This window comes from Pseudomonas sp. RA_5y_Pfl1_P24 (assembly GCF_963970945.1).
In the GTDB taxonomy this organism is placed as follows: Bacteria; Pseudomonadota; Gammaproteobacteria; order Pseudomonadales; family Pseudomonadaceae; genus Aquipseudomonas; species Aquipseudomonas tritici.
Genome location: NZ_CAXAOJ010000003.1, coordinates 242,185 through 268,382 on the forward strand (window position 1 = coordinate 242,185; position 26,198 = coordinate 268,382).

The following is a 26,198-nucleotide window of genomic DNA, read 5'->3' on the forward strand; positions in this document are numbered from 1 at the left end:
CGTTTTATGCTGAGTAAAAAGATTCGCAACTTCCTGCTATTCGCAGTCATCGCCGCACTGTTCCTGGCGGTGGGCTACTGGAATATCAGCCCGGAGCGCTTTCTCGACCAGCCTGCTGCGCAGGTTGACGAGGGGGTTATCGACTATTACGCCACCAATGCCAAAAGCGTGCAGTTCCTGCCCGACGGCAAGGTGCAGTACGAGATGACCTCGGACAAGGTCGAGCACGTGAAAGCCAGCGAAGTTACCTTGCTGACCAACCCGGACATGAACATTTACCGCGGTACCGAGTTCCCATGGCACGTCACCAGCAAGCGTGGCGAGGTCAACCCGGACGGTACCGAGGTGGAACTGATCGACTCGGTGCGCGTTGCGCGCACTGACGATAAAAAACGTGAGACCGTGATTACCACCAGTCGCATGACCGTATTCCCGCAGAAGCAATATGCGCAGACCGAGCAAGACGTTAGAATCGACGGCGCTGGCGGTGTAACGACTGGCAAGGGAATGAAAGCGTATTTGAAAGAAAGCAGGATACACCTGCTATCGAACGTAAGAGGACAGTATGAGGCTCGTTAAAACTCTCCCTATTTTGCTCGGTTTGGGCGCAGCACTGGGAAGCGTGAGCGCCTGGGCTCTGCCGAACGATAGCCAGCAACCGATCCACATTTCGGCTGACGATGCGCAGCTGGATGACAAGCAAGGCGTTGCAACCTATACCGGCGGCGTGATCATCACCCAAGGCTCGATGAAGATCACCGGCAACACGGTGACGCTGACTCGTACCCAAGCGGGCGATATCGACGTGGTCACTTCGGTGGGCAACCTGGCTTACTTCGAACAGAAGCAGTCGGCCACCGACACCGCCCCGATGAAGGGCTACGGCAAGACCATCCAGTACCATGCCCAGCAGAACCGCATTGTACTGATCGACCAGGCCAAGGTGCTCAGCCCCGATGGCAACTCCACGGAAGGTGAGAAAATCACCTATGACACCGTGAAACAGATCGCTAACGCCGGTCGTGCCAATGGCAACAAGGTCACCGCGCCTCGTCCACGCATCGACATGGTTATCCAGCCGAAGAAGAAGGCCGAGTAATGGCAACCCTCAAAGCCCAGCATCTGGCCAAGGCCTATAAAAGCCGTCAGGTCGTGCGCGACGTCAGCCTGTCGATCGACAGCGGCCAGATCGTCGGCTTGCTCGGCCCCAACGGCGCCGGCAAGACCACGTGCTTCTATATGATCGTAGGCCTGGTCCAGGCGGACCAGGGTCGCGTACTGATCGACGACCTGGACGTGAGCCACCAACCAATGCACGGCCGCGCACGCGCCGGTATCGGCTATCTTCCGCAAGAAGCGTCGATCTTCCGCAAATTGTCGGTCGCCGATAACATCATGGCCATCCTCGAGACCCGCAAGGAACTCGACCGTGACGGTCGTCGCCAGGAGCTGGAAAGCCTGCTGCAGGAATTCCACATCAACCATATCCGCGATAACCTCGGCATGAGCCTGTCCGGTGGTGAGCGCCGCCGCGTAGAAATCGCTCGCGCCCTGGCCACTGCACCGAAATTCATCCTCTTGGACGAACCGTTTGCCGGCGTCGACCCGATATCGGTCGGCGACATCAAGCAGATCATCCACCACCTCAAGGCTAAGGGCATTGGCGTGCTGATCACTGACCACAACGTCCGTGAGACGCTCGATATCTGCGAAACCGCGTATATCGTCAACGATGGCCAACTGATCGCTGAGGGCGACTCCGCCACCATCCTGGCCAATGAACTGGTCAAGGAAGTGTACCTGGGTCACGAGTTCCGCCTGTAAACACCGTGGTGCCACGGCCCATTGCCAACGTGCGCGGGAGTCAATGAAAACCTCTGGATTTTTATTGTTACCGCGCTCTAGGCAAAGCCCCCGCTATCAGGCATATAATTTGCTTATGTTTGGCGCTCACGCGCCCTGTCGTGGATGGCGCATTGCGCCGGCGAATAAGGTGTTAAGCCCCTGCCATGAAACCATCGCTAGTCCTGAGAATGGGCCAGCAGCTGACGATGACACCGCAGCTGCAACAGGCCATCCGCCTGCTCCAATTGTCGACCCTGGACCTGCAACAGGAAATCCAGGAGGCCCTGGAGTCCAATCCGATGCTCGAACGCCAGGAAGAAGGCGACGACTTCGATAATGCAGACCCGCTGGCCGATAACATCGAGCAAAAACCCAACCCCGATGTGCAGGAACCCTCCTACCAGGAAACCGCCCCAACGGTGGATAACCTCGAGGAAGGCGACTGGAACGAACGCATTCCCAACGAGCTTCCCGTCGACACCGCCTGGGAGGACGTCTACCAGACCAGCGCCAGCAGCCTGCCCAGCAATGACGATGACGAGTGGGATTTCACCACCCGCACCTCCGCCGGCGAAAGCCTGCAGAGCCACCTGCTGTGGCAACTGAACCTGGCGCCGATGTCGGACACCGATCGCCTGATCGCCGTGACCCTGATCGACTGCATCAATAACCAGGGCTACCTGGACGAGACGCTTGAGGAAATTCTCGAAGCATTCGACCCTGAACTGGATATCGAGCTGGACGAGATCGAAGCCGTCCTGCACCGCATCCAGCAGTTCGAACCCGCTGGCATCGGCGCGCGCTCCCTCAGTGAATGCCTGCTGCTGCAATTGCGCCAACTGCCCACCAAGACCCCCTGGCTCGCCGAGGCCCAGCGCCTGGTAACCGATTACATCGACATGCTGGGCAGTCGCGACTACAGCCAACTGATGCGCCGCATGAAGCTCAAGGAAGACGACCTGCGCCAAATCATCGAGCTGGTACAAAGCCTCAACCCGCGTCCTGGCTCGCAAATCGAGTCCAGCGAAGCCGAATACGTGATTCCTGACGTGATCGTGCGCAAGGATAACGAGCGCTGGCTGGTTGAACTGAACCAGGAGTCGGTGCCACGCCTGCGGGTCAACCCGCAATACGCCGGTTTTGTACGTCGCGCTGACACCAGCGCCGATAACACCTTCATGCGCAACCAGTTGCAGGAAGCTCGCTGGTTTATCAAGAGCCTGCAAAGCCGCAACGAAACCCTGATGAAGGTGGCCACCCAGATCGTCGAGCACCAGCGCGGCTTCCTGGAATACGGCGATGAGGCGATGAAACCGTTGGTACTGCATGACATCGCCGAGGCGGTTGGCATGCATGAATCGACGATTTCTCGGGTAACCACGCAAAAATTCATGCATACCCCACGGGGTATTTATGAACTGAAATACTTTTTCTCCAGCCACGTCAGCACCTCCGAAGGCGGTGAATGCTCGTCCACGGCGATTCGCGCGATCATCAAAAAACTGGTTGCCGCGGAAAATCAGAAAAAGCCATTGAGTGACAGTAAGATCGCTGGTTTACTGGAGGCACAAGGCATTCAGGTCGCCCGTCGAACCGTCGCCAAGTACCGCGAGTCCCTCGGGATCGCGCCTTCCAGCGAGCGTAAGCGTTTGATGTGACGGGCGGGCACAGCGTTCCAGTGGCAGGCGCTTTCGCCTGTCGCTTTATGCACTGGCAACGAAGGAGAAGCTGTATGCAAGTCAACATCAGTGGACACCAGCTGGAAGTCACCAAACCCCTGCGTGAATACACCGAAAGCAAGCTGAACAAGCTTGCGGGGCATTTTGACAAGATCACCAACGTGCAGGTCATCATGGAGGTCGATAAGCTCAAGCAGAAAATCGAGGCCACCCTGCACGTACCGAATGCCAAGCTCGTCGCCAATGCTGAACATGAGGACATGTACGCGGCGATCGACTCGCTCTACGACAAGCTGGACCGCCAACTCATAAAGCATAAGGAAAAGAATCTGCACCTGATGCAAGGTACAGGTCGTTAACTCTCCCCCCATGATCCGACTTGAAACCATCCTGACCCCCGGCCGTTCCCTTGTGAACGTGCCGGGCGGCAGTAAAAAACGCGCCCTCGAACAAATTGCCAACCTGATCGGCCGTGAAGTGCCTGAACTGGAAACGCAAGCTGTGTACGAGGCACTGATTGCTCGTGAAAAACTTGGCTCGACCGGTTTTGGTAATGGCATCGCTATTCCCCACTGCCGCCTCAAAGGCTGCGAGACGCCTGTCAGCGCCCTGCTGCACTTGGACCATCCCATCGATTTCGACGCAATCGATGGCGCCCCGGTCGACCTGCTGTTTGTTTTGCTGGTCCCGGAAGCTGCCACCGATGCACACTTGGAACTGCTTCGGCAGATCGCCAGCATGCTCGACCGCAAGGAAGTGCGCGACAAACTGCGCAGTGCCAGCAGTAATGAGGCGCTGTATCAGGTTGTACTGGACGAACAGAACGGGCAGTAATCATGCGCTTGATCATCGTCAGCGGCCGTTCCGGCTCAGGTAAAAGCACCGCCCTCAACGTCCTTGAGGACAGCGGTTTCTACTGCATCGACAATTTGCCTGCCGGCTTGCTGCCGGAATTGGCGGAACGCGCGTTGATCCATACCGAACTGGCGCAACCTCTGGTCGCCGTTTCGATAGATGCCCGCAACCTGCCCAGCCATCTTGAGCGATTTCCGCAATTGCTCGAGGAAGTGCGCGCCAAGCACATTCATTGCGATGTGCTGTACCTGGATGCCGACGAAGAGACACTGCTCAAGCGTTTCTCCGAAACACGCCGACGCCACCCCCTCAGCAGCCCGCACCGCTCCTTGGCCGAGGCCATCGAGGACGAAACCAAGCTGCTGGGACCGATCATTGACCTCGCCGACCTCAAGATCAATACCACCAGCCTTAACCTGTACCAGTTGCGCGATGCCATCAAGCTGCGTCTGTTGAACCAGCCGGAGCCAGGCACAGCGTTTCTCGTGGAGTCGTTTGGTTTCAAGCGCGGAATGCCGGTAGATGCAGACTTGGTGTTTGATGTGCGCTGCCTGCCGAACCCCTACTGGAAGCCGGAACTGCGCGAACAATCCGGGCTGGATCAACCTGTTGCCGACTACCTGGCTGCGCAACCGGATGTTGAGGAGATGTTCCAGGACATTTCCAGCTACCTGCTCAAATGGTTGCCACGCTTTGCAGCAAGCAATCGTGCCTATGTCACCATTGCCATTGGCTGCACCGGCGGCCACCACCGCTCCGTCTACCTGACCGAACGCTTGGGCCAGGTGCTGCAACAAACCCTCAAGAACGTTCAGGTCCGCCACCGCGACCTTAGCTGAAAGGAACACCTGCGCGATGCCCGCTCTGGAAATTGAAATCATCAACAAGCTGGGCCTTCACGCCCGAGCTTCGGCCAAATTCGTGGGTGTGGCTGGGCAGTTTCCCTGCCAGATACGGGCCGGGCGCACGCCGGAATCCATGGTAGATGGCAAAAGCATCATGGCAATGATGATGTTGGCGGCCGGCAAGGGCACCAAGATTCACTTGAAGACAGAAGGCGAGCAAGAGCAGGAAGCGATGGACGCGCTGGTTGCGCTGATCAATAACTACTTTGATGAAGGCGAATAACCCTTTGTAAGCGCCCAGTTTGCTGGGCTCCGACAAAGGGAGCGGGCATTAGCCTAAAGCCGTATCCATCACCATCATCAGGCAAAAACCGGTGCACAACCCCAGACTGGCGAGTTTTTCGTGACCATTGCGTCGCGATTCAGGGATGACTTCGTGAGTCACCACCAATAGCATCGCGCCAGCAGCCAAGGCCAGGCCCAAAGGCAACAGTACCTCGGCCAGGCTCACCAACCAGGCGCAGAGCACAGCAAACACCGGCTCCACCAAGCCTGACGCAGCACCGATCATAAAAGCCTTGACCCGCGACATCCCTGCCCCCGCCAACACCAGCGCGATCACGAGGCCTTCAGGCACATCCTGCAAGGCGATGCCCATGGCCAGGCTATTGGCCTCCGGCATGCCGCCACCGGCGGAGACGCCGACCGCCATGCCTTCAGGGACGTTGTGGGCGATGATAGCAAACACAAACAGCCAGATGCGCGGCGGGATCGCCGGCTTGTCCGGCGTGCCGACGAGCATTTCCGGGCTCGCGCCGGAAACCTTGCGGTCAACCAGGTATAGCCCGAACGCCCCAAGCATAATGCCGAAGCTGATCAAGCCACTGGCCTCCCAGGGCGACAATCCCAAGCTTTCAGCCGCGGCAATGCCTGGCACGATCAGCGAAAACGCCGTCGCAGCGAGCATCACCCCTGCCCCAAAGCCCAGCAGTGTATCGCTCAACGCCACCGGCATCCGCCGAATGACCAGCACAGGCACCGCGCCGAGCGCCGTGCCGAGTGCGCAGATGGACCCGCCCTGCAGGGCCCGCAGAATGCGCGGTTCCAAGTCAAGCCAGGCCAGCCCGTGGGCCACCAGCAATGCAGTACCTGCCAATAGCAGCAGCGAGCCAAGTGCATAACGAAACATCCGCCCGCTGCTGATCGCCAGTGTGTCAGTGCCCATAGTCGGCCTTAGATCTTGTTACAGGGGTGGATGTCAGGCCACAGCGGCCTGATAGCGTGCGGCGACTTCAGGCCAGTTAATGACACTGTAGAACGCATTGATGTATTCCGGGCGACGGTTCTGATAAAGCAGGTAGTAGGCGTGCTCCCAGACGTCGAGGCCGAGGATCGGCGTATTACCGCTCATCAGGGGGCTGTCCTGATTGCCGCTGCTTTCCACCACCAGGGTTTTTTGCGGGGTGACGCTCAGCCAGGCCCAGCCGCTACCGAAGCGCGTCAACGCGGCTTTGGTGAAAGCATCCTTGAAGCTGTCGAAACCGCCCAGTTGTTCCTCGATCGCTTTGCCCAGTGCGCCCTCGGGCTTACCACCACCTTTGGGCGACATCACGGCCCAGAACAGCGAGTGGTTGGCGTGGCCGCCGCCTTGGTTAATCACGGCTGCACGAAGTTTTTCCGGCAACTGCTGCACGCTGGACACCAGTTTTTCCACCGGCCAGCCCGCAAACTCAGTGCCCTCAACTGCGGCATTAAGGTTGTTGATATAGGTCTGGTGGTGCTTGGAGTAATGGATCTCCATGGTTTGCGCATCGATATGCGGTTCCAAGGCGTCGTAGGCGTAAGGCAAGGCAGGCAAGGTGTAGGTCATATCAATGTGCTCCGTAATGAGGAGTTGTCGGCTGCGCCGCAGTACCGCCCAGCAAGCGATGGGTACGCGGGTACTCGCCGTGATCGCTGATGAAATTCAGTAGCTCGACGTAGGTCTTGCTGCTCTGGCGCAGGGCCGCTTCCCGCAATTGCGGGCTCAGACGCGAGTCCTGCATGGTCTGCAAAAGACGCTGGTGAATAGCGCAAAGGTATTCCGCGCTTTCTTCCGGCTGGTTCAGGCGCAGGTGCAAGTCCGCCAGGTTGTGATGAGAAATGACGCTCGCCGCCACTGCTTCGTCGGCATCCGCCCAGCGCTCGAGCAGCACTTGAGCCAAGGCCAGGGCTTGCAAATAGGCCTCGCGAGCGTCAACCAACTCGCCCGCCATAAAGCAGCGATTGGCCCGTTCGATCGTGCGTTTCCAGTGCTCCATGGTGAGCCTCCAAAGCAGGGTCGGTGATTACACGCCGCCGGCCGTCAGCTTTTCCGGATCCAGCAGGACTTCCAGTTGGCTGCGCGGCAGGTCGGTGTGCTCGAGGGCGACATCAATCACCGGACGGCCTTGCTGATACGCCTTCTTGGCAATTTCAGCGGCCTTTTGGTAACCGATGATCGGGTTGAGTGCGGTGACCAAAATCGGGTTGCGCGACAGCGCTTCCTTGAGCTTGGCTTCATTGACCTTGAAGCTGGCGATGGCCTTGTCCGCCAGTAGACGGCTGGAATTGGCCAGTAATTCGAGGCTGCTGAGCAGGTTCTGGGCGATGATCGGCAGCATCACATTCAGCTCGAAGTTGCCCGATTGACCAGCGATGGTGATCACTGTGTCATTGCCGATGACCTGCGCGGCGACCATGGCCGTCGCTTCCGGGATCACTGGGTTGACCTTGCCAGGCATGATCGAAGAGCCAGGCTGCAGGCCTTGCAGTTCGATTTCACCAAGGCCTGCTAGCGGGCCGGAGTTCATCCAGCGCAGGTCGTTGGCGATTTTCATCAACGACACGGCGGTGGTTTTCAACTGGCCGGAAACGGCGACGGCGGTGTCCTGGGAGCCGATCAACGCGAACAGGTTTTTGCCTGGGGTGAATTTCACACCAGTCAGGCTGCTCAACTGCTGGCTGAATCGCGCAGCGAATTGCGGGTGTGCGTTGATCCCGGTGCCAACCGCTGTGCCGCCTTGGGCCAGCGCTTGCAGACTTGGTAGAAGGTCCTGCAAATGCGCGATATTAGCCTTGAGTTGCTGCGCCCAGCCATTGAGCACCTGGCTCATGCGTACCGGCATGGCATCCATTAAGTGAGTGCGGCCAGTCTTGATGAACGGGTAAACCTCTTCGGCCTTCTGCTCGATGACTTGAACGAGGTGCAACAGGGCCGGCAGTGTTTGCTCATGCAGCACCAATGCGGCGCTGACGTGGAGGGTGGTTGGAATGATGTCATTGCTGCTTTGACCGCAGTTCACGTGGTCATTGGGGTTGACCGACTCGCCGAGCAAACGACTGGCGAGGGTGGCAATCACCTCGTTGGCATTCATGTTGGAACTGGTGCCGGAACCGGTCTGGAAAATATCCACCGGGAAATGCGGCATGAAATCGCCTTCCAGCAGGCCTTGGGCGGCATCGACAATAGCCTTGCCCTGCCCTGCGCTGATTTGTTCGAGGTCGACGTTAACCTTGGCTGCCGCAACCTTGGCCAAGATCAGGGCGCGAATGAACTGCGCCGGCATGCGTTGATGGCTGATCGGGAAGTTGTTCACCGCACGCTGGGTTTGAGCGCCATACAAGGCTTCGGCAGGCACTTGCAACTCGCCCATGCTGTCGCGTTCGATACGGGTGTTACTCATCGTTAGATCCTTGCACGAGGTCGGAGTGAGAAATAGACGGCAGCAATTCGCAGGTCGCCAATTGCCAGGCAAAGGTTTGCCAGCGCTTGAGACGGCAGGCACATTGAGAAAGCTGTTCCAGGTCGCGCAGTGGACGCCAGGCCTGGTCCAGGCAAACGGAACGCCAGTGCCACGGCAGCGCTATATCGCTGGCGGTGTCGAGCAATAAGCACAATGAGGTCTCAGCGATCGTCCAGGGATGGGTCGCGGTGCAGCACGCCAGGTATCGACCTTCGTTGAGGTAATGCTCGATCAGGCGAGGCTCATTTGGATCGAGTGCGCAGCGGATTTGACGACTCATCCAGCGCCAGCTTTCCAGATAAGGATCCTCATGCAGGACAGAACTCATGATCCACACTCGCTCGATAATGATATTCATTATTAAATGATATTAAGAATCAAAACAAGCATGCCAAAGGATTCGTCTCACGATAGAGTTACAAAAAAGGCGCGCCATCCGTGGGATGGCGCGCCTTTTTCAGGGAGCGTTGAGGGGTTAGCTGCCGGCGACGGTCATCCGCTCGATCAGCACAGAACCTGTGCGAATGTTGCTGCGCAGTTCCAAATCATTACCCACGGCAACGATCTGCTTGAACATATCGCGCATGTTGCCAGCGATAGTCACTTCCTGAACGGCAAACTGAATCTCGCCGTTTTCTACCCAGAACCCCGCCGCGCCACGGGAGTAATCACCGGTGACCATGTTCAGGCCATGGCCCATCAATTCCGTGACTAGCAAGCCACGGCCCATGCGCCGCAGCAACGCCGCCTGGTCTTCATCGCCATGGGTGACAAACAGGTTGTGCACGCCACCGGAGTTCGCCGTGCTTGGCAGGCCGAGTTTGCGGCCGGAGTATGTACCCAATACGTAGGAGACCAACTCGCCGTTCTCGACGAACGGCTTGGCATAAGTCGCCAGGCCATCACCATCGAACGACGTGCTGCCCATGGCACGCATCAGGTGCGGGCGTTCATCGATGGTCAGCCATTCGGGAAACAGCTTCTGGCCAATTGCACCTTCCAGGAACGAGGATTTACGGTACAAGTTGCCACCGGAAATCGCCCCCAGGAAGCTGCCGAACAACCCACCGGCAAGTTCTGCTGAAAACAACACAGGCACTTCGCAGGTCGGCACCGGGCGCGCGCCCAGGCGGCTCGCGGCACGCTGCGCAGCACGCTGGCCAATGCTCACCGGGTCCGCCAGCAAATCGCCCTGGCGATTCACGTCGTACCAGTAATCGCGCTGCATCTGCCCGTTGGCTTCGGCAATCATCACGCAGCTCAGGCTATGACGAGTGGACGCATAACCGCCGATAAAACCATGACTGTTGCCATACACGCGGCAGCCCTGATGCGTACTCAACGTGGTGCCATCAGCATTCTTGATGCGGATATCGGCGTCGAACGCCGCCGCTTCACAGATCAATGCCTGTTCGATGGCTTGCTCGGGCGTGATGTCCCAGGCGTGGAACAGATCGAAATCCTTAAGGTCCTTGGCCATCAGCGCCTTATCGGCCAAACCCGAGCTTTCATCCTCCGAGGTGTGCTTGGCAATCGCCAACGCAGCCGCCACCGTTTCGCGAATCGCTTCCGAGCCACTGGCCGACGTACTGGCCGAACCTTTGCGCTGCCCGACATACAAGGTGATGCCAAACCCTTGATCGCGATTGAACTCAACGGTTTCCACTTCACGCTGGCGGACCGACGTCGACAGCCCCTGCTCCAGCGACACCGCCACCTCACAGGCACTGGCCCCCTGGCGCTTGGCCTCGGCAAGGATCTGCTCGACTTGTTCCTGCAGTGCCGGTAACGCTTGCGGACCGACGCTTTGGGCTGCACTCATGGTTTTCTCCACTCAAATTCTGCTTTCGGTTAAGGCCATCGAGCGACCGGGCCGGACAAGCGGCCCCCGACTGGTTATCATGGCGGCGTTTCTTTGCGGACTGCCACCATGGTTGATTCTTACGACGACTCCCTCGATGGGGAGAAAAGCAAAACCCAGGTCAAACGCGAGCTGCATGCTCTGGTTGACCTTGGCGAGCGCCTTACAACGCTCAAGAAAGATTTGATTGCAAAACTGCCTTTGACCGACGAAATGCGCCGGGCCTTGGCTGATGCGCCCAAGCACACCGCGAATATCGCGCGTAAACGGCACATCATGTTTATCGGCAAACTCATGCGCGATCAGGACACTGACGCCATTCTGGCTTTGCTTGATCAAACCGATGCCTCCACTCGCCAGTACAACGAACGCTTCCATAACCTGGAGCGTTGGCGTGATCGCCTGATCGCGGGCGATGACGCCGTGCTGGAGAAATTTGTACTGGACTACCCGGACGCGGACCGCCAGCAACTGCGCTCCCTGATCCGTCAGGCCCAGCACGAGCAGGCGCATAACAAAGCGCCGGCCACCAGCCGTAAAATCTTCAAGTACATCCGAGAGCTGGACGAGACTCAACGCGGCCTGCGCTGATCCTCTTCCCCGGGTGGTGGTCTTCGCCACCCGAAGCTCCAACTTTCTTACGAGCCCGTGCCACCCACGGTGATCGCATCAATTTTCAGCGTTGGCTGCCCGACCCCCACCGGCACCGACTGCCCGTCCTTCCCGCACGTGCCCACGCCGCTGTCGAGCGACAGGTCGTTACCGACCATCGACACCTTGCTCATGGCTTCCGGACCGTTACCAATCAACGTTGCCCCTTTGACCGGCGCAGTAATCTTGCCGTCTTCGATCAGGTACGCCTCGCTGGTGGAGAACACGAACTTGCCGCTGGTGATGTCCACCTGGCCGCCACCGAGGTTGGCGCAGTAGATGCCGCGCTTCACCGAAGCGATGATTTCCGCCGGGTCGCTTTCGCCACCGAGCATGTAGGTGTTGGTCATGCGTGGCATCGGCAGGTGCGCGTAGGATTCGCGACGGCCGTTACCGGTGCGCGCCACGCCCATCAAGCGGGCGTTGAGCTTGTCTTGCATGTAGCCCTTGAGCACGCCGTTTTCGATCAGGGTGGTGCACTCGGTCGGCGTACCTTCGTCATCGACGCTCAGCGAGCCACGACGCCCGGCGAGGGTGCCGTCATCGACGATGGTGCACAGCTTGGAGGCAACCCTCTCGCCCATGCGACCGCTGTAGGCCGAACTGCCCTTGCGGTTGAAGTCACCTTCCAGCCCATGGCCGACCGCTTCGTGCAGCAGTACGCCGGACCAGCCCGACCCCAGCACCACCGGCAAGGTACCCGCCGGCGCCGGAATGGCTTCCAGGTTGACCAGCGCCTGGCGCAGGGCCTCACGGGCATAGCCCATGGCACGGTCGTCGTTGAGGAAGTAGCGGTAGTCGGTACGCCCGCCGCCGCCATGGCCACCGCGCTCGCGGCGACCGTTCTGCTCTACGATCACACTCACATTGAAGCGCACCAGCGGCCGTACATCCGCCGCCAGGCCGCCGTCGGTGGATGCCACCAGAATGCGTTCCCACACACCGGCCATGCTCACGGTAACCTGTTGGATACGCGGATCGAGGGCGCGGGTGGCCACGTCGATACGCTTGAGCAGCTCGACCTTTTCCGCACGACTGATGACCTCCAACGGGTTATCCGGCGCGTACAACTGCGCCACATCTTGAGTGCTGAACGCCTGAACCGTGCCATTTTGGCCAGCCCGGGAGATTGAGCGCGCAGCACGCGCCGCCAGGCCCAAGGCTTCCAGGGTGATCGCGTTGCTGTAGGCAAAGCCGGTTTTTTCACCGGATTGCGCACGCACGCCGACACCCTGGTCGAGATTGAAGCTGCCTTCCTTGACGATCCCGTCTTCCAGGGACCAGGACTCGGAGATTTGGCCCTGGAAATACAGGTCAGCCGCATCAATGCCCGGTCCGGCCAGATCGCCGAGCACGGTTTGCAAGCTTTCGATGGTCACGCCACCGGGTGCCAGGAGGTGTTCACTGACTGAGGACAACAACTCGCTCATAGGTATGGCCTTAAATTCATCGTTCCGAAGCAGGCCGCTGTGCGCCCTGCGAGAAAAAGCGCCGATGGCTGACCACCGGCATACGCGCCCTTATCGACGCCTGTTCACTGCTATCGCGCTCGGCAAGCAACACCGCTTCGCCTCTATCCTGTTGCGTCAGCACACGCCCCCAAGGGTCGACAATGGCCGCGTGGCCATGGGTTTCCCGTGGGCCCGGGTGTACGCCACCCTGAGCCGCCGCCAGCAGGTAGCACTGGGTCTCGATGGCCCGTGCGCGAACCAGCACGTCCCAATGGGCGGCACCGGTCACTGCCGTAAACGCCGAAGGCGCCGTAATCAATTCAGCCCCCGCCGCACGCAACTCGCTGTAGAGCTCGGGGAAGCGCAAGTCGTAACACACCGTCAAGCCCAAACGGCCGACGGGCGTATCTGCCACCACCACATTACCCCCGAAAGCATAGTCGTCGGATTCACGGTAACGACCGCGAGCATCAGCGACATCCACATCGAAAAGGTGCAGCTTGTCGTAACGGGCAACGATTTCGCCGCGATCATCAACCAGCAGCGAGCAGGCGTTGGACTTGGCGTGCGGTTGGCCCTCTGGCGGCAACGGCAAAGTGCCTGCCACTATCCATAAGGTGAGGTCGCGGGCGGTCTGTTTCAACCACGGCAGGATCGGACCTTCGCCCAGCGCCTCGGCGCGGCCGATATCAGCTATATCGCGACGCCCCATGCCGGCGAAGTTTTCCGGCAGCACCGCCAGCTTCGCCCCACCCGCCGCAGCCTGCTCCAGCAAGCGCCGGGCCTGGGCCAGGTTGGCCAGCACATCGCTCTGGCTGACCATTTGAATTACCGCAAAGGACATGGGCCGACACTCCAGAAAAAGCATGCGGCCATGCTACTCCACAGGCTCTCAGTTTGGTTTTTCAAATGGCTTGTCGAAGGTGATTTTCGGGTCCTTCCAGGGCCCTTCGACCTTGTATTGCACGCTCGCGAAGCGTGCAACACGATCACCAATCAGCTTGTCGATCAGGAACAGCGCGCCACCAATGGCGGGCGCCCCCACGATCAGCGCCGCGATCGGCAGGTTATTGGTAACCGGCAGGGTGACCAGCAGCTTGGCGTCGACACGGTCTGCTACCAGGTCCAGGGTGCCGTTGAGCTCCAGGTTGGTAGAAGGCCCAGTCATGGTGATCGGTTCACGGGTTACGAACACACCGTTACTCGCCGCCAACAAACCTTTGACTCGGTCATAGCTCAAGCCCTTGCCGAGCAAGTCCGAGAAGTCCAGACGCAACCGGCGCCCGATGGAGTTGAAGTTCAGCAGGCCGAACACCCGCAGGGCCTGGGCGCCACCCTCCACTTCCACGAACTGACCGTTGCGGAAAGCCGCATCCAAGCTGCCGGAGAAGCGCTTAGGCCCGACATAGGCCGGCGAACCAGGCCAGCGACCATCCACATCCAAGTGGAAATCATGGCTGGTGACGGTGGGAGCATAGCCCCAACCCTTGAGCACATCGGCGATATTCTTACCGTCCAAACGGCCCTTGTACCAACTGCTGCTATCGCCCGCCGCCCCCTCCCAACCACCGGCCCCCTTGAGCTGCATACCCTTGAGGCCCAGGTCCAGGTTATTGAAGACCAGGCCTTGGGCGGTCGGGCGGATGTTCAGCGACCAGGCGCCCACCAGTTCCGGGCCCTGGAACAGCTGATCAATGGAAATATCCAGCGCCGGAATATCCTTGGGATCAATACTTGCCAAAGGGTCCGGCGCGTTTTCGTCCGCCTGCACCGTCGGATCCCCCCCCGGCAGTTTCACATATTGCAGGTTGATCGCAATCGGCGCGCCCTTGGCGTCAGGCAGGTTGACTGTGCCCTTGGCCTGCTGGCTGTCGAGCTGCAAGCCCCAGGCCGCCTGTTTGCGGTTGAGTTGCAGGTTGACCTGATCGAACTGGGTGCCCAGACCGGTGAGTTTGCCGACTTTGAAGTCGGCACTGCTCAGCAGTTGCTTGGCACTCCCCCCCGGGTCATTGCCGGCGTACTGGTTCACCAGCTTTTTCCACGGATCGATGTCCAGCTCCGAGAGCACACCACGAATGCGCAAACCCTTGGCACCCGGCAGCACGGCGCCCCCATCCCCGAGGAACAGTTCACCGCGGCCATCATTGAATCTGTCCGGTGGCGCAGCAAAGGTGAAGCTCGCCAGTTCGCCGTAATCGAACCAATAACGGCGCTCGGCGCCCTGCAAGGTCATGCGAAACACACTGTCACGCCCCTGGTTGGCTGGCATCCCGAACGGAGCGGGCAAATCCACCACCACACCTTTGAGGTTGGAACTGACCATCAGTTGGCTGTCCGCGCCGTCCAGGGTCAATTGCAGTTGGTAGGGAATATCGCCGGACACCGGCAGCGGTTGGCTGACTTTCAACCAGTCCGTCAGCCGCTTGACCGTCACCTGGCCCTTTGCAGCCACGCGGGTGCTGATGCTGCCCGGCTTGCCATCGGCGAAAATCTGCGCGGTGATCGGCCGGTCGAACGCTTGAGCCGTGATGTTCTGGCCACTGAGGCCTTTAGTGCTGTCAAAACGGAAATCACCCTTGAGTTGGGTCAGGTCCAGGGTCGGCTCAGCCAGTTGCAAGCGCGACTTATCGGCTTTGAAGTCCACCACGATTTTTGGATCGGCACCCTTGGTCAACGGAATATCCAGGTCAAGGCTGCCTTGCAAGTCGCCCTCACCCTTCCATCCGGCGAACGTCGATGCGGTGCCAATCGGCGCTTCCTGGAGGATTTTCAGACCATCGCCCAAGCCACCGGCAAAATTACCGGTGAGCAACAGGTGACTGTCCTTGCCCGCAGGTGCGTGAGGGATATTGACGTAGATGTCCTTGACCTTCGTGTCGAGCAACTGGCCTTTGCTGGCCAGGATGCGCACACCGCTTTCCTCGACAAACACTTCACCATTAACCTTGCTCACATGGGGCCAGCCAGGCTGAAAGGCCAGTTCGGCGTCATGCACCTTGAAAAACAGGCTGATATTGCGCGAAGCCGGCAGCGCGTCGTGGTTCAGCGAACCCTGGTACTGGAAGAACCCTTGATCCACCGCGCCCTTGAGAATCGCCGTGCGCAACCATTCATCCAGCGCGGGGCTCAATACCGCCGGCAAGTATTTGGGGGTGAAGCGCCCATCACCCTCGACCATGCCGACGCGCAGGTCCATGTAGTCTTCCTGGCTGTGGTCAAAATGTAGGCGAATCAGGAAGTCAGCCGCCACCTTGCCCTCTTCGCCCAGCACCTTGATATAAGGGGCGATCAGGGTGAAGCCTTCTTTGTCCAGCTTCCACGTCAGGCGCGCATTGGCCTGGATGTAGTGCCACGGCTTGGCAAAGATCGGATCGAGGTGCAGGGAAAAGTCCTTGCTGTCCATGCGCAACTCGCCCTGGCCCAAGTCGCCGCTGATGCTGCCGGAGACGTTACGCGCGGCCGGCGCGCCAGAGTAGGCATCAAAACCGATACGCTCGAGGTTGGCAGCGAAGCTGAGTTTTTGATCGGTAGTGTCTTGAGGGCGAAAATCCACCAGCACATTACGCAGCATGCCAGTGGCCTTGAGGTGCTCTACAGTCTTGGCGAACCCTTCCGGCAGCGGTGCCAGGGCGTTGAGCAGTGGCGTGATTGGCGTCAGGTCAAGGCGGTCGGCCTGCAGCTTCCAGACTTCCTGAGCCTTGTCGGTGGCCAGGGTTTGCTGCAGTTGCACGCGCGACTCCCAGCGCGTTTCCCCCAGGTTCATCGCCAGTGAGTCGAACAGCACCTTGAGACCCGTGTCACTGCGTTGCAGGTAGGCGGTGAGCGCAAGGTTTTCGATATGCACGGGCTTGCGATCGGCGTAGCTGCCCTTGACCTGCGCAGAGTTCAGACGCGCCACCGCACTCTGTACGGTACCGTTGGCCCAGTTCAGCCAGAATTCGCCACCGGCCTTGAACTGGGTGAGTTTCCACTGCTGGGTCAGCTTGGCAGGAATCCATTTGGCCCACTCGCTTTGCGGCAGGCTCAGATAGGCCTGGACTTCAGCGTCTTTCCACTGGCTGGCACGAATACGCGTGCGCAGACTCATGGCAAGGGGCTGGCCGTCCGGCAAGGTCAAGCGCACATCCAAGCGTTGGCGGGTGATGCCGGTATGCAAGCTGAGGCCGACATACGTCAGGGTCACTGGCGCATGGTCAAACGGTTGCAACGTCACCTGGCTGTCGAGCAGCGACACACGCTTGACCAACTGCATGCGCTTGAGCAACTGCTCCGGGTCCAGCGGCTGGTCGTCCTGCAACGGCAGGCCTTGCAGGACCCATTTCCCGTCCTTGTCTTCCTTGGCACTGAGTTGCAGGCCACTGACTTGCAAGTGCGCAATGCGCACTTCGCGGGCCACAACGCTGGCCCAGATGTCCGGTACCACTTCAACCTGGTCCAGGCGCAAGCCACTGTTGCCCTCGCCCACCATCACATCATGGGCCAGCAATACCGGCGCGAAGCCGCTCCAGCGGCCTTCCAAGCTGCCGATGTGCACAGGCATGCCCACCGCAGCCTGGGCCTTGACCTCGACATCCGCACGGTACTCGGCCACCAGCGGCGTCAATTCACGCCCCAGACTCACATACACCGCTGCCAATACCAGCAGCAAGGCACAAAGCCCAAGGCCCCAACGGGTCAAAGCGGCAAAAAAGCGTATCAGACGCTCCATGTCAGGCGACCCTCGAGGCGGTAGTCGGACGGCAGATCAAGGTCTGCCAGTCGCATAAAAAGAAAACGATTGGGGATCAGAGCAGCACCACGTCGTATTGTTCCTGGGAATACATGGTTTCAACCTGGAAGCGTATCGTGCGCCCGATAAACCCTTCCAGTTCGGCAACGTTGCCGGACTCTTCGTCCAGCAGCCGGTCCACCACTTTTTGGTTGGCTAGCACTCTATAACCTTCGGCCTGGTAGGCACGTGCCTCTCGTAGGATTTCGCGGAAAATCTCGTAGCAAACCGTTTCCGGGGTCTTCAATTTACCGCGTCCCTGGCAGCTGCTGCACGGCTCGCACAGCACCTGCTCAAGGCTTTCGCGGGTGCGCTTGCGGGTCATTTGCACCAGGCCCAACTCGGTAATGCCGATGATGTTGGTCTTGGCGTGATCGCGCTCCAACTGCTTCTCGAGGGTACGCAGCACCTGGCGCTGGTGCTCTTCATCTTCCATGTCGATGAAATCGATGATGATGATCCCGCCCAGGTTGCGCAGGCGCATCTGGCGGGCAATCGCGGTGGCCGCTTCGAGGTTGGTCTTGAAAATGGTTTCTTCAAGGTTGCGATGACCAACAAATGCGCCGGTGTTGACGTCGATGGTGGTCATGGCTTCTGCCGGGTCCACCACCAGGTAGCCGCCGGATTTGAGTGGCACCTTGCGTTCCAGGGCTTTCTGGATTTCGTCTTCGACGCCATACAGGTCGAAGATCGGCCGCTCGCCGGGGTAGTGTTCCAGGCGGTCGGCAATTTCCGGCATCAATTCGGCAACGAATTGCGTGGTGCGCTGGAAAGTTTCCCGCGAGTCGATGCGAATTTTCTCAATCTTGGGGCTGACCAAGTCGCGCAACGTACGCAGGGCCAGGCCCAAGTCTTCATAAATAACGCTGGGCGCACTGATGGTCTTGATCTGGGCATCGATCTGGTCCCACAGGCGTCGCAGGTAGCGGATGTCCATGAGGATCTCATCGGCACCAGCGCCTTCAGCGGCGGTGCGCAGGATAAACCCACCGGCTTCCTTGATGCCCTCGGCCGCCACGCAGTCGCTGACCACCTTTTTCAGGCGCTCGCGCTCGGCTTCGTCCTCGATCTTCAGGGAAATGCCGACATGCGCGGTACGCGGCATGTACACCAGGTAACGCGACGGAATCGACAGCTGAGTGGTCAGGCGTGCGCCCTTCGAGCCGATGGGGTCCTTGGTGACTTGCACCACCAGGCTCTGCCCTTCATGCACCAGGGCGCTGATACTTTCGACCGCCGGGCCTTCGCGCAGGGAAATCTCGGAGGCATGGATAAACGCAGCTCGGTCCAGGCCGATATCGACAAATGCCGCCTGCATCCCCGGCAATACCCGCACTACCTTGCCTTTGAAGATATTGCCGACGATACCGCGCCTCTGGGTGCGCTCCACGTGCACTTCTTGCAGAACACCGTTCTCTACCACCGCCACGCGCGATTCCATCGGCGTGATATTGATCAGAATCTCTTCACTCATGGCTAGGTCTCGTTCAGGCGTTTTCACAATAGTGACCGGTCGCTTAAGGCTGGGCGCGCAAGTAAAGGCGTTCAGCGCGCGGTAAGGTTTTGCCAACAGGGTATGCCGAATTGGTCGAGCAGTTGCGCGGTTTCGCACACCGGCAGCCCTACCACGGCGGAATAACTGCCATTGAGGCCGGCGACAAACACCGAACCCAACCCTTGGATAGCATAGCTGCCTGCTTTGTCCTGAGGTTCACCGCTGTGCCAGTAGGTTGTAGCCTCCTCGACAGAAATCCCACGAAAAAGGACACGACTGCTGACACATCGGGTTTCGCAACGCTGGCCGTCGGTAAGGGATATGGCAGTGAGCACTTCGTGTTCACGCCCCGACAGGGCCATCAACATCGCCAAGGCATCGGCTTGGTCCGCGGGTTTGCCGAGGATTAGGCCCTCGACGATCACCGCAGTATCGGCCCCCAGCACACAGGCGCCAGCAGGGCGTTCAAGCGCAGCAAAACCCGCCGCTGCCTTGCCCCGCGCTAAACGCTCGACGTAGGAAACAGCAGATTCGTTTGAAAGAGGGGTTTCATCAATGGCGGCGCTGACCACGGTGAAGGGCACACCGATCTGGGTCAGCAGTTCACGCCGCCTCGGTGAGCCCGAGGCCAGGTAAAGCGAGTTCATTGCAGACTCTCCCTGTAGGGTTCGATAACCAGGCAGAGCCTCGCAATCCATTCAATTGATCTTATAGCGACGACACAACCCACGCAGGCCGAAACTGATCCATGGCCACAGCAAGGCGCTGACCAGGGCCGGCAACACCAGCGCAAGGGTCGGCTGCCGGTTACCGGTCAAGGCGCTTAGCCACAGCTGAACAAGCTGCGCCAGGCCGAAGATAACCAGGATCACCAGGCACTGCTGCCACATCGGGAACATGCGCAGACGCTGCTGCAACGACAGCACCAGGAAAGTGATCAGGGTCAGGATCAACGCGTTCTGGCCCAGCAAGGTGCCATAGAGCACATCTTCCGCCAGACCCAGGAACATGGCGGTGACCATACCGACTTTATGCGGTAGGTTCAGCGACCAGAAAGCCAGCAACAGCGCCAACCAGAGCGGGCGCAAAATTTCCATGAACTGTGGCAGCGGCGAAACGCTGAGCAGCAAACCGATGGCGAAAGTCAGCCAGACAATCCAGCCATTTTGCGAATGAGTACCGGCCATTATTCCTCCCTCTGCCGCGTGGTTGCCGGGGCGGTAGCGGCTGGGCGCGCAGCCGGAGCAGCAGGCGGTTTAGTCGCGGGGGTTGCAGCAGCCGGCGTCGACGCAGGTGGTTTGGTCGCGGCCGGTTTAACCGGGTGCGCCACTGGCTTGACGGGCGTGGCCACAGCCGGAGTCACCGCCGGCAAAGCCGGTGCGGCAGCGGCAGGCTTAGGCGCGGCGGCCGGAATGATCGGCGCCGTGCCGTTCTTCTGGTCCTCCGCTTCCTGAGCCTGGGCGGCGTCGTTGGCACGCTCTTCCGGGGTGCGATTGTCGCTGAACACCAGCAGCAGGTAGCGACTGCGGTTCAAGGCGGCAGTTGGTACGGCACGCACAATGGCGAACGGCTGACCGGAATCGTGGATCACTTCCTTCACCGTCGCCACCGGATAACCCGCCGGGAAACGCTGACCCAGGCCGGAGCTGACCAACAGGTCGCCTTCCTTGATGTCGGCGGTATCGGCCACATGGCGCAGTTCCAGGCGCTCGGGGTTGCCGGTGCCGCTAGCAATCGCACGCAGGCCGTTGCGGTTGACCTGCACTGGAATGCTGTGAGTGGTGTCCGTCAGCAGCAATACCCGCGAGGTGTAGGGCATCAGCTCAACCACCTGGCCCATCAGGCCACGTGCATCAAGCACCGGCTGGCCGAGGACCACACCGTCGCGCTCACCTTTGTTGATGATGATGCGGTGGGTAAAGGGGTTGGGGTCCATGCCGATCAACTCGGCCACTTCGACCTTTTCGTTGACCAACGCGGAGGAATTAAGCAACTCGCGCAGCCGAACATTCTGTTCGGTGAGGGCCGCGAGCTTTTGCATGCGCCCCTGCAACAGCAGGTTTTCGGTCTTGAGTTTTTCGTTCTCGGCAACCAGCTCAGTGCGGCTGCCAAATTGGCTGGCCACGCCCTGGTACAGACGTTGCGGCAGGTCGGTGATCCAGTAAGCCTGCATCAACACCAGCGACATCCGGCTGCGCACGGGCTTAAGCAATGCGAAGCGGGCATCGACCACCATCAGCGCGACCGAAAGCACGACCAGCACCAACAGGCGCACGCCCAATGAGGGGCCTTTGGCGAAAAGCGGTTTAATAGGCCGCTCCTCCCAGACAAATGTTCTCTTTATTCATACGGCATCTAACCGGCCTGGATGCAGATTGAAGAAGATAAACGCCAACAGGCAGCACTGCAAAGTGCTGCCTGTTGGCGAAACATGGGCTTACCAGCAATGACTCATTCGCTGGAGAGCAGGTCCATGGTGTGTTTATCCATCATTTCCAGTGCACGGCCACCGCCACGGGCGACGCAGGTCAGCGGGTCTTCGGCGACGATCACCGGCAGGCCGGTTTCCTGGGCCAGCAGTTTGTCGAGGTCGCGCAGCAAGGCGCCACCACCGGTCAACACCAAGCCACGCTCGGCGATGTCGGAAGCCAATTCCGGCGGCGATTGCTCCAGGGCGCTCTTCACAGCCTGAACAATGGTGGCCAGGGACTCTTGCAGAGCTTCCAGCACTTCATTGGAGTTCAGAGTGAAAGCACGTGGAACGCCTTCGGCCAGGTTGCGACCGCGAACATCAACTTCGCGCACTTCGCCGCCCGGGTAAGCGGTACCGATTTCCTGCTTGATGCGCTCAGCAGTGGACTCACCAATCAGGCTGCCGTAGTTACGACGCACATAGGTGATGATCGCTTCGTCGAAACGGTCGCCGCCTACACGTACGGATTCGGCATACACCACACCGTTCAGGGAAATCAGGGCGATTTCAGTGGTACCACCACCGATATCCACCACCATCGAACCGCGGGCTTCTTCAACCGGCAGGCCGGCACCGATCGCAGCAGCCATTGGCTCTTCGATCAGGAACACTTCGCGGGCACCGGCGCCGAGGGCCGATTCACGGATGGCACGACGCTCAACCTGGGTGGACTTGCACGGAACGCAGATCAGCACACGAGGGCTGGGCTGCAGGAAACTGTTTTCATGAACCTTGTTGATGAAGTACTGCAGCATCTTCTCGCAGACACTGAAGTCAGCGATCACGCCATCTTTCATCGGACGAATGGCGGCAATATTGCCTGGTGTGCGGCCGAGCATGCGCTTGGCCTCGGTGCCGACGGCAACGACACTTTTCTGATTACCATGGGTCCGAATGGCCACAACTGATGGCTCATTCAGGACGATACCGCGCTCGCGCACGTAAATAAGGGTGTTGGCAGTGCCCAGGTCAATGGAAAGATCGCTGGAAAACATGCCACGCAGTTTCTTGAACATGGGAAAGGGACCCTAGGCAACGCGTGGGTAAAAAAGTGCGGCAAACTCTAACAACGACAGGGATTTTGGGCAAGGCGCCAATGTGCTAAATTGGCCGACTTTCTGTGCACCAACCCCCACAATCGCGGCCGTAAGACCGTAGAAATGCGGTAGTGTTCCGACAATCTAACACACGGACAGCCTCCGTTCTGTTTTCCACTGGAGATTCCCATGACACTTGAACGCTCCGACGTGGAAAAAATCGCGCATCTGGCCTCGCTTGGCCTTAATGATGCCGATCTTCCACAGACCACCGCAGCCCTGAACAGTATTCTCGGGCTGGTCGACCAAATGCAGGCCGTGAATACCGACGGCATCGAGCCCCTGGCTCATCCACTGGAAGCCAGCCAGCGCCTGCGCGCAGACGTCGTGACCGAGCATAATAATCGCGAGGCTTACCAGTCCATCGCGCCAGCGGTCGAAAACGGCCTGTACCTGGTTCCGAAAGTCATCGACTAAAGGGAAAGAGCCTGCAATGCATCACATGACTCTGGCCGAGATCGCCCGCGGTCTCGCCGACAAAAAGTTTTCTTCCGAAGAGCTGACCAAGACCCTGCTTGCGCGTATCGCCGAGCTCGATCCAAAGGTTAACAGCTTCATCAGCCTCACCGAAGAGCTGGCCCTGAGCCAGGCCAAGGCTGCCGACGCACGTCGCGCCAACGGTGAAAATGGCGCGCTGCTGGGCGCACCTATTGCCCACAAGGACTTGTTCTGCACCCAGGGCATTCGCACCAGCTGCGGCTCGAAGATGCTCGACAACTTCAAGGCGCCCTACGACGCCACCGTGGTGTCCAAGCTGGCCGCCGCCGGCGCCGTGACCCTGGGCAAGACCAACATGGACGAATTCGCCATGGGGTCGGCCAACGAGTCGAGCTACTACGGCGCAGTGAAAAACCCCTGGAACCTGGACCACGTGCCCGGCGGTTCCTCCGGTGGTTCGGCTGCCGCAGTGGCTGCGCGCTTCCTGCCCGCCGCCACCGCCACCGATACCGGCGGCTCGATTCGCCAGCCGGCCGCGTTCACCAACCTCACCGGTTTGAAGCCGACGTACGGTCGCGTTTCCCGCTGGGGCATGATCGCCTACGCGTCCAGCCTCGATCAGGGTGGCCCGCTGGCACGCACGGCTGAAGACTGCGCGATTTTGTTACAAGGCATGGCAGGGTTCGATAAGCAGGACTCCACCAGCATCGATGAGCCCGTGCCGGACTACAGCGCCAGCCTGAACACCTCGCTCAAAGGCCTGCGCATCGGCGTGCCAAAGGAATACTTCAGCGCCGGCCTCGACCCGCGTATCGCGGAGCTGGTGCACAACAGCGTCAAGACGCTGGAAGGCCTCGGTGCCGTGATCAAAGAAATCAGCCTACCGAACAACCAGCACGCGATTCCAGCGTACTACGTGATCGCCCCGGCAGAAGCGTCATCCAACCTGTCGCGCTTCGATGGCGTGCGCTTCGGCTACCGCTGCGAAAACCCGAAAGACCTCACCGACCTTTATAAGCGCTCGCGTGGCGAAGGCTTCGGTGCCGAAGTGCAACGCCGCATCATGGTCGGCGCCTACGCCCTGTCGGCTGGCTACTACGACGCGTACTACCTCAAGGCGCAGAAAATCCGTCGCCTGGTCAAGAACGACTTCATGGCAGCCTTTGAAAACGTCGACGTGATCCTCGGCCCAACCACGCCGAACCCAGCCTGGAAGATCGGCGCCAAGACCGGCGACCCGATCGCCGAGTACCTGGAAGACCTGTACACCATCACCGCCAACCTCGCGGGCTTGCCGGGCTTGTCCATGCCTGCCGGTTTCGTCGATGGCCTGCCGGTGGGCGTGCAATTGCTCGCCCCGTATTTCCAGGAAGGCCGCCTGCTCAATGTGGCGCACCAGTACCAGTTGAACACTGACTGGCACACCCGCCCCCCTACCGGCTTCTGAGGAGAACACTATGCAATGGGAAGTTGTGATCGGGCTGGAAATTCATACCCAGCTCGCCACCCAATCGAAGATTTTCTCCGGTAGCGCCACCACGTTCGGCTCCGAGCCCAACACACAGGCCAGCCTGGTAGACCTGGGCATGCCCGGCGTACTGCCGGTGCTGAACCAGGAAGCGGTGCGCATGGCGGTGATGTTCGGCCTGGCGATTGACGCCGAGATCGGCCAGCACAACGTGTTCGCGCGCAAGAACTACTTTTACCCGGACCTGCCCAAGGGCTACCAGATCAGCCAGATGGAATTGCCGATCGTCGGCAAGGGCCACCTGGACATACCTCTGGAAGACGGCACCATCAAGCGCGTCGGCGTCACCCGCGCCCACCTGGAAGAAGATGCCGGCAAGAGCCTGCACGAAGAATTCCCGGGCGCGACCGGTATCGACCTGAACCGTGCCGGTACGCCATTGCTGGAAATCGTCTCCGAACCGGACATGCGCAGCGCCAAGGAAGCCGTGGCCTACGTCAAGACGATCCACGCGCTGGTGCGCTACCTAGGCATCTGCGACGGCAACATGGCCGAAGGCTCGCTGCGCTGCGACTGCAACGTGTCGATCCGTCCTAAGGGCCAATCCGAGTACGGCACCCGCTGCGAGATCAAGAACGTCAACTCGTTCCGCTTCATCGAGAAGGCGATCAACAGCGAAGTGCGTCGCCAGATCGAACTGATCGAAGACGGCGGCAAGGTCATCCAACAAACCCGCCTGTACGACCCGAACAAAGACGAAACCCGCGCCATGCGCAGCAAAGAGGAAGCCAACGACTACCGTTACTTCCCCGACCCGGACCTGTTGCCGGTGGTCATCGAGGATTCGTTCCTCAATGACGTGCGCGCCACCCTGCCGGAGTTGCCGCAGCAAAAACGCGAGCGCTTCCAGGAGCAGTTTGGCCTGTCGGTCTACGATGCCAGCGTTTTGGCCTCCAGCCGCGAACAAGCCAACTACTTTGAAAAAGTCGTGAGCATTGCCGGTGACGCCAAGCTGGCGGCCAACTGGGTGATGGTTGAGCTGGGCAGCCTGCTGAACAAGCAGGGCCTGGAAATCGACGAAGCGCCGGTCTCCGCCGAGCAGCTGGGCGGCATGCTGCTGCGCATCAAGGACAACACCATCTCCGGCAAAATCGCCAAGACCGTGTTTGAAGCCATGGCCAGCGGTGAAGGCAGCGCGGACGAGATCATCGAGAAGCGTGGCCTCAAGCAAGTCACCGACAGCGGCGCGATCTCGGCCGTACTCGATGAAATGCTCGCGGCCAATGCCGAGCAGGTCGAGCAATACCGTGCGGCAGACGAAGCCAAGCGCGGCAAGATGTTCGGCTTCTTTGTGGGCCAGGCGATGAAAGCCTCCAAAGGCAAGGCCAACCCGCAACAGGTGAACGAGCTGCTGAAAAGCAAGCTTGAAGGCTGATAGCGATGAATGGTCCGGGCGCAGCTTTCACTTCCAGCCCGGATACCCTGTGGGAGCTGGCTTGCCTGCGATT

At 59.7% G+C, this 26,198-nt stretch carries 26 protein-coding genes; 12 read left to right on the plus strand and 14 right to left on the minus strand.

Annotated elements, in window-relative coordinates; genetic code table 11:
* Window positions 1–6: 6 nt before the first annotated feature.
* From lptC to AACY30_RS05855, 8 genes are all read left to right on the plus strand, one after another.
* Entirely contained in the window at window positions 7–579 is a 573-nt protein-coding gene (gene lptC / locus AACY30_RS05820; protein ID WP_339417514.1) for an LPS export ABC transporter periplasmic protein LptC, read from the plus strand.
* Window positions 566–1,099 (plus strand): lipopolysaccharide transport periplasmic protein LptA, encoded by a 534-nt coding sequence (gene lptA, locus AACY30_RS05825; protein WP_339468478.1) that lies wholly within the window; start codon window positions 566–568, stop codon window positions 1,097–1,099. Before lptC ends, lptA begins: the two co-directional genes overlap by 14 nt.
* Window positions 1,099–1,824 (plus strand): LPS export ABC transporter ATP-binding protein, encoded by a 726-nt coding sequence (gene lptB, locus AACY30_RS05830; RefSeq protein ID WP_004372092.1) that lies wholly within the window; start codon window positions 1,099–1,101, stop codon window positions 1,822–1,824. The genes lptA and lptB overlap by 1 nt, the downstream gene beginning before the upstream one ends.
* A gap of 185 nt (window positions 1,825–2,009) precedes the next feature.
* Window positions 2,010–3,503 (plus strand): RNA polymerase factor sigma-54, encoded by a 1,494-nt coding sequence (locus AACY30_RS05835; protein ID WP_339417510.1) that lies wholly within the window; start codon window positions 2,010–2,012, stop codon window positions 3,501–3,503.
* A 74-nt stretch (window positions 3,504–3,577) separates the two neighbouring features.
* Entirely contained in the window at window positions 3,578–3,883 is a 306-nt protein-coding gene (hpf, locus tag AACY30_RS05840; protein ID WP_003171804.1) for a ribosome hibernation-promoting factor, HPF/YfiA family, read from the plus strand.
* Between the two features lie 10 nt (window positions 3,884–3,893).
* On the plus strand, window positions 3,894–4,358 hold the full coding sequence (gene ptsN, locus AACY30_RS05845) for a PTS IIA-like nitrogen regulatory protein PtsN (RefSeq protein ID WP_339468476.1): 465 nt from the start codon (window positions 3,894–3,896) through the stop codon (window positions 4,356–4,358).
* A 2-nt stretch (window positions 4,359–4,360) separates the two neighbouring features.
* Window positions 4,361–5,218 (plus strand): RNase adapter RapZ, encoded by an 858-nt coding sequence (rapZ, locus tag AACY30_RS05850; RefSeq protein WP_049709982.1) that lies wholly within the window; start codon window positions 4,361–4,363, stop codon window positions 5,216–5,218.
* A 16-nt stretch (window positions 5,219–5,234) separates the two neighbouring features.
* Entirely contained in the window at window positions 5,235–5,507 is a 273-nt protein-coding gene (locus AACY30_RS05855) for an HPr family phosphocarrier protein (RefSeq protein ID WP_012722237.1), read from the plus strand.
* Window positions 5,508–5,555: 48 nt separating this feature from the next.
* Here AACY30_RS05855 and AACY30_RS05860 read toward each other — a convergent pair whose 3' ends face one another.
* The 6 genes from AACY30_RS05860 to pmbA form a co-directional block, all read right to left on the minus strand.
* Window positions 5,556–6,449 (minus strand): ZIP family metal transporter, encoded by an 894-nt coding sequence (locus AACY30_RS05860; protein ID WP_339539993.1) that lies wholly within the window; start codon window positions 6,447–6,449, stop codon window positions 5,556–5,558.
* A 33-nt stretch (window positions 6,450–6,482) separates the two neighbouring features.
* Window positions 6,483–7,094: a superoxide dismutase gene (locus AACY30_RS05865; protein WP_339539994.1), complete on the minus strand. Its 612-nt coding sequence runs from the start codon at window positions 7,092–7,094 to the stop codon at window positions 6,483–6,485.
* A 1-nt stretch (window position 7,095) separates the two neighbouring features.
* Entirely contained in the window at window positions 7,096–7,524 is a 429-nt protein-coding gene (locus tag AACY30_RS05870; protein WP_339468473.1) for a hypothetical protein, read from the minus strand.
* A gap of 27 nt (window positions 7,525–7,551) precedes the next feature.
* Window positions 7,552–8,928: a class II fumarate hydratase gene (locus tag AACY30_RS05875; protein WP_339539995.1), complete on the minus strand. Its 1,377-nt coding sequence runs from the start codon at window positions 8,926–8,928 to the stop codon at window positions 7,552–7,554.
* The gene (locus AACY30_RS05880) at window positions 8,921–9,316 is read right to left on the minus strand and encodes a FagA protein (RefSeq protein ID WP_339539996.1); all 396 of its coding nucleotides are present in this window, start codon (window positions 9,314–9,316) and stop codon (window positions 8,921–8,923) included. Before AACY30_RS05880 ends, AACY30_RS05875 begins: the two co-directional genes overlap by 8 nt.
* A gap of 147 nt (window positions 9,317–9,463) precedes the next feature.
* Window positions 9,464–10,810 carry a metalloprotease PmbA gene (gene pmbA / locus AACY30_RS05885; protein ID WP_339468471.1) on the minus strand — a complete coding sequence of 449 codons (1,347 nt, stop codon included), beginning with the start codon at window positions 10,808–10,810 and terminating at the stop codon, window positions 9,464–9,466.
* Window positions 10,811–10,918: 108 nt separating this feature from the next.
* On the opposite strand from pmbA, the gene yjgA reads away from it, so the two are divergent.
* Window positions 10,919–11,440, plus strand: a complete 522-nt coding sequence (gene yjgA / locus AACY30_RS05890) for a ribosome biogenesis factor YjgA (protein WP_017738766.1) — start codon at window positions 10,919–10,921, stop codon at window positions 11,438–11,440.
* Window positions 11,441–11,487: 47 nt separating this feature from the next.
* Here the strand turns inward: yjgA and tldD are convergent, their stop codons facing one another.
* The 8 genes from tldD to mreB all read right to left on the minus strand — a co-directional run bounded on the left by tldD (window position 11,488) and on the right by mreB (window position 22,703).
* Window positions 11,488–12,930, minus strand: a complete 1,443-nt coding sequence (gene tldD / locus AACY30_RS05895; protein WP_339468470.1) for a metalloprotease TldD — start codon at window positions 12,928–12,930, stop codon at window positions 11,488–11,490.
* 16 nt (window positions 12,931–12,946) lie between these two features.
* Complete coding sequence (locus AACY30_RS05900; RefSeq protein WP_339468469.1) at window positions 12,947–13,795, minus strand: carbon-nitrogen hydrolase family protein; 849 nt, start codon at window positions 13,793–13,795, stop codon at window positions 12,947–12,949.
* A gap of 48 nt (window positions 13,796–13,843) precedes the next feature.
* On the minus strand, window positions 13,844–17,659 hold the full coding sequence (locus AACY30_RS05905) for a YhdP family protein (protein WP_339468467.1): 3,816 nt from the start codon (window positions 17,657–17,659) through the stop codon (window positions 13,844–13,846).
* Between the two features lie 76 nt (window positions 17,660–17,735).
* Window positions 17,736–19,193, minus strand: coding sequence for a ribonuclease G (rng, locus tag AACY30_RS05910; RefSeq protein ID WP_339468466.1), 1,458 nt, complete (start codon window positions 19,191–19,193; stop codon window positions 17,736–17,738).
* A 71-nt stretch (window positions 19,194–19,264) separates the two neighbouring features.
* Window positions 19,265–19,861: a Maf family protein gene (locus AACY30_RS05915; RefSeq protein WP_339468465.1), complete on the minus strand. Its 597-nt coding sequence runs from the start codon at window positions 19,859–19,861 to the stop codon at window positions 19,265–19,267.
* Window positions 19,862–19,912: 51 nt separating this feature from the next.
* On the minus strand, window positions 19,913–20,401 hold the full coding sequence (gene mreD / locus AACY30_RS05920; RefSeq protein WP_339468464.1) for a rod shape-determining protein MreD: 489 nt from the start codon (window positions 20,399–20,401) through the stop codon (window positions 19,913–19,915).
* Entirely contained in the window at window positions 20,401–21,525 is a 1,125-nt protein-coding gene (gene mreC / locus AACY30_RS05925) for a rod shape-determining protein MreC (RefSeq protein ID WP_339468671.1), read from the minus strand. The genes mreD and mreC overlap by 1 nt, the downstream gene beginning before the upstream one ends.
* A 140-nt stretch (window positions 21,526–21,665) precedes the next feature.
* Entirely contained in the window at window positions 21,666–22,703 is a 1,038-nt protein-coding gene (mreB, locus tag AACY30_RS05930) for a rod shape-determining protein MreB (protein ID WP_002555108.1), read from the minus strand.
* Window positions 22,704–22,913: 210 nt separating this feature from the next.
* Here mreB and gatC point away from each other — a divergent pair, with 210 nt between their 5' ends.
* The 3 genes from gatC to gatB are packed head-to-tail and all read left to right on the plus strand — an operon-like array spanning window position 22,914 to window position 26,125.
* Window positions 22,914–23,201: an Asp-tRNA(Asn)/Glu-tRNA(Gln) amidotransferase subunit GatC gene (gene gatC, locus AACY30_RS05935; RefSeq protein ID WP_049709995.1), complete on the plus strand. Its 288-nt coding sequence runs from the start codon at window positions 22,914–22,916 to the stop codon at window positions 23,199–23,201.
* 16 nt (window positions 23,202–23,217) lie between these two features.
* Window positions 23,218–24,669, plus strand: a complete 1,452-nt coding sequence (gene gatA / locus AACY30_RS05940) for an Asp-tRNA(Asn)/Glu-tRNA(Gln) amidotransferase subunit GatA (RefSeq protein WP_339468463.1) — start codon at window positions 23,218–23,220, stop codon at window positions 24,667–24,669.
* Between the two features lie 10 nt (window positions 24,670–24,679).
* On the plus strand, window positions 24,680–26,125 hold the full coding sequence (gene gatB, locus AACY30_RS05945) for an Asp-tRNA(Asn)/Glu-tRNA(Gln) amidotransferase subunit GatB (RefSeq protein ID WP_339417480.1): 1,446 nt from the start codon (window positions 24,680–24,682) through the stop codon (window positions 26,123–26,125).
* The last annotated feature ends 73 nt before the right edge of the window (window positions 26,126–26,198 follow it).

Bases quoted from the DNA above. Each gene is read 5' to 3' on its own strand.
- lptC (WP_339417514.1), top strand. From the start codon at position 7: ATGCTGAGTAAAAAGATTCGCAACTTCCTGCTATTCGCAGTCATCGCC.
- gatB (WP_339417480.1), top strand. From the start codon at position 24,680: ATGCAATGGGAAGTTGTGATCGGGCTGGAAATTCATACCCAGCTCGCC.
- AACY30_RS05875 (WP_339539995.1), bottom strand. From the start codon at position 8,928: ATGAGTAACACCCGTATCGAACGCGACAGCATGGGCGAGTTGCAAGTG.
- AACY30_RS05900 (WP_339468469.1), bottom strand. From the start codon at position 13,795: ATGTCCTTTGCGGTAATTCAAATGGTCAGCCAGAGCGATGTGCTGGCC.
- ptsN (WP_339468476.1), top strand. From the start codon at position 3,894: ATGATCCGACTTGAAACCATCCTGACCCCCGGCCGTTCCCTTGTGAAC.
- AACY30_RS05855 (WP_012722237.1), top strand. From the start codon at position 5,235: ATGCCCGCTCTGGAAATTGAAATCATCAACAAGCTGGGCCTTCACGCC.
- pmbA (WP_339468471.1), bottom strand. From the start codon at position 10,810: ATGAGTGCAGCCCAAAGCGTCGGTCCGCAAGCGTTACCGGCACTGCAG.
- hpf (WP_003171804.1), top strand. From the start codon at position 3,578: ATGCAAGTCAACATCAGTGGACACCAGCTGGAAGTCACCAAACCCCTG.
- rapZ (WP_049709982.1), top strand. From the start codon at position 4,361: ATGCGCTTGATCATCGTCAGCGGCCGTTCCGGCTCAGGTAAAAGCACC.
- mreB (WP_002555108.1), bottom strand. From the start codon at position 22,703: ATGTTCAAGAAACTGCGTGGCATGTTTTCCAGCGATCTTTCCATTGAC.
- AACY30_RS05865 (WP_339539994.1), bottom strand. From the start codon at position 7,094: ATGACCTACACCTTGCCTGCCTTGCCTTACGCCTACGACGCCTTGGAA.
- AACY30_RS05915 (WP_339468465.1), bottom strand. From the start codon at position 19,861: ATGAACTCGCTTTACCTGGCCTCGGGCTCACCGAGGCGGCGTGAACTG.
- AACY30_RS05880 (WP_339539996.1), bottom strand. From the start codon at position 9,316: ATGAGTTCTGTCCTGCATGAGGATCCTTATCTGGAAAGCTGGCGCTGG.
- gatC (WP_049709995.1), top strand. From the start codon at position 22,914: ATGACACTTGAACGCTCCGACGTGGAAAAAATCGCGCATCTGGCCTCG.
- lptB (WP_004372092.1), top strand. From the start codon at position 1,099: ATGGCAACCCTCAAAGCCCAGCATCTGGCCAAGGCCTATAAAAGCCGT.
- tldD (WP_339468470.1), bottom strand. From the start codon at position 12,930: ATGAGCGAGTTGTTGTCCTCAGTCAGTGAACACCTCCTGGCACCCGGT.
- AACY30_RS05870 (WP_339468473.1), bottom strand. From the start codon at position 7,524: ATGGAGCACTGGAAACGCACGATCGAACGGGCCAATCGCTGCTTTATG.
- yjgA (WP_017738766.1), top strand. From the start codon at position 10,919: ATGGTTGATTCTTACGACGACTCCCTCGATGGGGAGAAAAGCAAAACC.
- AACY30_RS05905 (WP_339468467.1), bottom strand. From the start codon at position 17,659: ATGGAGCGTCTGATACGCTTTTTTGCCGCTTTGACCCGTTGGGGCCTT.
- AACY30_RS05860 (WP_339539993.1), bottom strand. From the start codon at position 6,449: ATGGGCACTGACACACTGGCGATCAGCAGCGGGCGGATGTTTCGTTAT.
- mreD (WP_339468464.1), bottom strand. From the start codon at position 20,401: ATGGCCGGTACTCATTCGCAAAATGGCTGGATTGTCTGGCTGACTTTC.
- gatA (WP_339468463.1), top strand. From the start codon at position 23,218: ATGCATCACATGACTCTGGCCGAGATCGCCCGCGGTCTCGCCGACAAA.
- rng (WP_339468466.1), bottom strand. From the start codon at position 19,193: ATGAGTGAAGAGATTCTGATCAATATCACGCCGATGGAATCGCGCGTG.
- AACY30_RS05835 (WP_339417510.1), top strand. From the start codon at position 2,010: ATGAAACCATCGCTAGTCCTGAGAATGGGCCAGCAGCTGACGATGACA.
- lptA (WP_339468478.1), top strand. From the start codon at position 566: ATGAGGCTCGTTAAAACTCTCCCTATTTTGCTCGGTTTGGGCGCAGCA.